Source organism: Corallococcus sp. CA047B, assembly GCF_003612065.1.
Lineage (GTDB): Bacteria > Myxococcota > Myxococcia > Myxococcales > Myxococcaceae > Corallococcus > Corallococcus praedator.
The window spans coordinates 1-3967 of sequence record NZ_RAWD01000524.1 but is presented as its reverse complement, the minus strand read 5'-3'; the positions used below and the strand labels follow the sequence as shown (position 1 = coordinate 3967).

The following is a 3967-nucleotide window of genomic DNA, read 5'->3' as shown; positions in this document are numbered from 1 at the left end:
CCCCCCCGCCGAGCTGGTTCCTGCAGGTCCAGCTCCTCCTGCACCTCCAAGCCGAACCGGCCTTCGCGCGCGAGCTCGGACGTCGTTACGCGGCCTGGGTCCGGGAAGAAGGATTGCAGGACGCCTTCAAGTCCGACGAGACCGCCCGGGTCTGGCCGCTGCTCGCGCAACTCCAGGCCCTGCCGGATGGGTTCGATCCCGCCCTTCGTTCGGGGCTCGCCCATGCGTTGCTCGACGGGGCACTGGACCCCGTGCGCGACGCCTTCGAGGCACTCCGCGAACGTTCTCCCGAGGGCGCGTCGGAGGCGGTCGGCCTGCTGCGTGCACATGCTCCGGGCCTGGAGGGCTTCCTGAAGTCGCCGCTCTTGCGGCCGCCGGAGTCACCGCGCCCCACGGTGCTGACGGTTCTCTGGAACGCGGTGCGGTCGCCCCAGGGGCGCGGTGTCTCGTCGGGGGTGTTCATCCTCCTGTTCTTCCTGCTCAAGGCCGTCTTCCTTCCCTCGGTCCGGGAGCACAGGAGCACGGAGCGGCCGGTCGTGGTGGAGGCGCGTCGGCTGGCGACCCGCCTCTGCTCGCAGTTGGAGATTCAGGACGGGGAGCGGCTCTGCGGGACGCTGCAACAGTTGGTGGTGTGGGGCGCGTCGGGCAGGTGCTCGAAGGTGCTCAGCGAGCAGGCCGAGGTGGAGCGGCAACTGGAAGCGCAGGTCGCCGCCCTGGGTGCGGATGCCGGGCTCCTGCAGGAAGCCCAGCGCCAGAGGCTGAAGTCCGCCCGCGAGGAGTTCCGGCGCGCCCTCTTGAACGTATGTCAGGGATGAACCGATGAGTGACGGTCAGGGCAAGAGCCCCATCGTGGGCATCGACCTGGGGACGACGTACTCGCTGGTGGCCGTCATGCGCGACGGCCGCCCCACGGTGGTGCCCAACGCGCTGGGCGAGGTCCTCACCCCCAGCGCGGTGGGCCTCATGGAGAACGGCGAGGTGCTGGTGGGCGCGGCCGCGAAGGCCCGCGCGGTGTTGGACCCCACCTGTGGCGCGGTGGCCTTCAAGCGCGACATGGGCCTGGAGCGTCCGCGCATCCTGGGCGGCCGTTCCTTCACGCCGCAGGAGTTGTCCGCGCTGGTGCTAGGCTCGCTGAAGCGGGACGCGGAGGCCGCCCTGGGCATGCCCGTCGAGGAGGCGGTGGTGACGGTGCCCGCCTACTTCGGGGACCTGCAACGGCAGGCCACCCGGGACGCGGGCGCCATCGCGGGCCTGAAGGTGGAGCGCATCATCAACGAGCCCACCGCCGCGGCGCTCGCCTACGGCCTGCACGAGCGGGACCGCGAGCTGCGCGTCGCGGTGCTGGACCTGGGCGGCGGCACCTTCGACGTGACGGTGCTGGAGATCATCGAAGGCGTCATCGAAATCCAGTCCTCCGCGGGCGACGCGCGCCTGGGCGGCGAGGACTTCGACACCGCGCTCGCGCGGCACGTGGCGCACGCGTGGAGGGAGAAGCAGGGCCTGGACCTGGAGGAACACGCCGCCGCGTGGTCGCGCCTGCGCGAGGCGTGCGAGGGCGTGAAGCGCCGGCTCTCCTCGGCGGAGCGCACACGGCTGGTGCTGCCGGACCTGCCGCTGGAGACGGGCCGCCGGATGACCCTGGACCTGGAGCTGACCCGCGAGGAGGCGAACCGCGCCTGGGCCCCGGTGCTGGAGCGCGTGCGGGGGCCCATCCGGCAGGCGCTGAAGGACGCGTCGCTCCAGTCGAAGGACATCGACGAGGTGCTGCTGGTGGGCGGCTCCACGCGCATGCCCTGCGTGGCGGCCATGAGCGCGGAGCTGTTCGGGCGGCTGCCCCTGCGCAAGCTGCCACCGGACGAGGCCGTGGCGCTGGGGGCCGCGGTGCAGGGCGCGATGAAGGGTGGGGACCGGGCAGTGGAGGATCTGGTCGTCACCGACGTGGCGCCGTTCACGCTGGGCGTCGCCACCGCGGCGCATGAGGGCCGGCAGCACGTCAGCGGCATCTTCAGCCCCATCCTGGAGCGCGGCACCGTCATCCCCACGAGCCGCGTGGAGCGCTACTTCACCGGCCGCGACTTCCAACGGGAGATCCGCCTGGAGGTCTACCAGGGCGAACACGCCCGCTGTGAGGACAACGTCAAGCTGGGGGAATACCTCTTCCAGGGCCTGCCGCCCGCGCCCGCCAGTGAACAGGCCGTGGACGTGCGCTTCACCTACGACCTCAACGGCATCCTGGAGGTGGAGATGACGGTGGTGGCCACCGGGCGCAAGTCCTCCTTCGTCATCGAACAGCGCCCCGGACGCCTGACGCCGGAGCAGTTGGAGGAGGCGCGTCAGCGGATGAACGCGCTCAAGCTGCACCCGCGCGACGCCCTGCCCAACACCACCGCGATGGCGCGCGCGGACGCCCTGTTCGTCCAGCTCACGGGACCGCTGCGGGACGAACTCGCAGCGGTCATCGCCGCCTTCCGGCTGGCCCTGGAAGCCCAGGAGCCCGTGCGCATCGGCGAGGTCCGCGCGCGGCTCAACGCGATGGTGCGCCACTTCAAGGAACGCTGAAGCGCTACACGCGCTCCAGGATGGTGGCGATGCCCTGGCCACCGCCGATGCACATGGTGATGAGCGCCGTCTGCTTGCCGGTGCGCTCCAGCTCATCCAGCGCGGTGCCCAGCAGCATCGCGCCGGTGGCGCCCAGCGGATGGCCCAGCGCGATGGAGCCGCCGTTGACGTTCACTCGCTCCGGGTCGATGCCCAGCGCGCGCGTCGTCTGGAGGACGACCCCGGCGAAGGCCTCGTTGATCTCCCACAGGTCGATGTCCCGGGCCTTCATGCCCGCGAGGCGCAGGGCCTTCTCACTCACCGGCGCGGGGGCCGTGAGCATGAGCAGCGGCTCGGTGCCCAGGGTCGCCATGGCGCGGATGCGGGCGCGGGGCTTGAGGCCCTTCTCCTTCACGTAGCGCTCGGAGGCCAGCGACACCACGGCGGCCCCGTCCACGATGCCGCTGGAGTTGCCCGCGGTGTGGATGTGCTGGATGCGCTTCGCCTGCGGGTAGGCCGCGAGCGCGATGCCATCCAGCGTCTCCCCGTTCGGACCGACGACCGTGTCGCCCATCGCGACGAACGCGGGCTTGAGCGCGGCGAGGCCCTGGGCGCTGGTGTCGGGGCGCGGGTATTCGTCGCGCTCCAGCAGGACGGCGCCGGTGCCGGGGTCCTTCACCGCGAAGAGCGACTTCGCGAAGCGGTTCTCCTCGATGGCGCGGGCCGCGTTCCGCTGGGAGCGCAGCGCGAGCGCGTCCACGTCCTCGCGCGTGATGCTCTCCAGCGTGGCGATGAGATCCGCGCTGATGCCCTGGGGTACCTGATAGACGCGCTCCCGCAGGCGCACGTTGCCGCCGTCCTGGCCGCCGCCGTCCGCGCCCAGCGACAGGTGCGACATGCTCTCCACGCCACCGGAGACGACGAAGTCCATCGCGCCGGAGGCCACGCCCATGGCGCCGAAGTTCACCGCCTGGAGCCCGGAGCCGCAGAAGCGGTTGAGCGACACGGCGGACACCTCCTGCGGCCACCCCGCCGCCAGCACCGCGTTGCGTGCGATGTTCGCGCCCTGCTCGTTCACCTGGGAGACACACCCCGCGATGACGTCCCCCACCTCGCGCGCGTCCCAGCCCCCGCGCCGCTGGAGCGCGTTGAGCGCCTGCGCGAGCAGTTCCTGCGGGTGCAGCCCCGTGAGGGCGCCCTTGCCCATCTTCCCGCGCCCACGAGGGGTCCGGACGGCGTCGATGATGTAGCTGGTCGTCATGTGTGGCTCCTTGGATTCTGGATGTAATATTACGCGCGTAATTTTCATGTCAAGGCAACCGCCCGTGCGAACGACGACGGGCCCGACACCGTGTGAGGGTGTCAGGCCCGTCGCGGGGGAGCGGAATGGCGGGGAGGAAACCTAGGCGGCCTTCATGGAGAGGTGGAT

Annotated in this window: 3 protein-coding genes; 2 read left to right on the top strand and 1 reads right to left on the bottom strand. The window is 71.3% G+C overall.

Translation table 11 applies throughout. The features are described from left to right. The coding region (locus D7X74_RS43345; protein ID WP_158622364.1) for a hypothetical protein at positions 1 to 815 on the top strand (815 nt) is incomplete at its 5' end. A 4-nt stretch (positions 816 to 819) separates the two neighbouring features. Beyond that, positions 820 to 2559, top strand: a complete 1740-nt coding sequence (locus D7X74_RS40335) for an Hsp70 family protein (protein WP_120538245.1) — start codon at positions 820 to 822, stop codon at positions 2557 to 2559. A 4-nt stretch (positions 2560 to 2563) separates the two neighbouring features. Here D7X74_RS40335 and D7X74_RS40330 read toward each other — a convergent pair whose 3' ends face one another. Continuing rightward, on the bottom strand, positions 2564 to 3799 hold the full coding sequence (locus D7X74_RS40330; RefSeq protein ID WP_120538244.1) for an acetyl-CoA C-acetyltransferase: 1236 nt from the start codon (positions 3797 to 3799) through the stop codon (positions 2564 to 2566). Positions 3800 to 3967 lie beyond the last annotated feature (168 nt).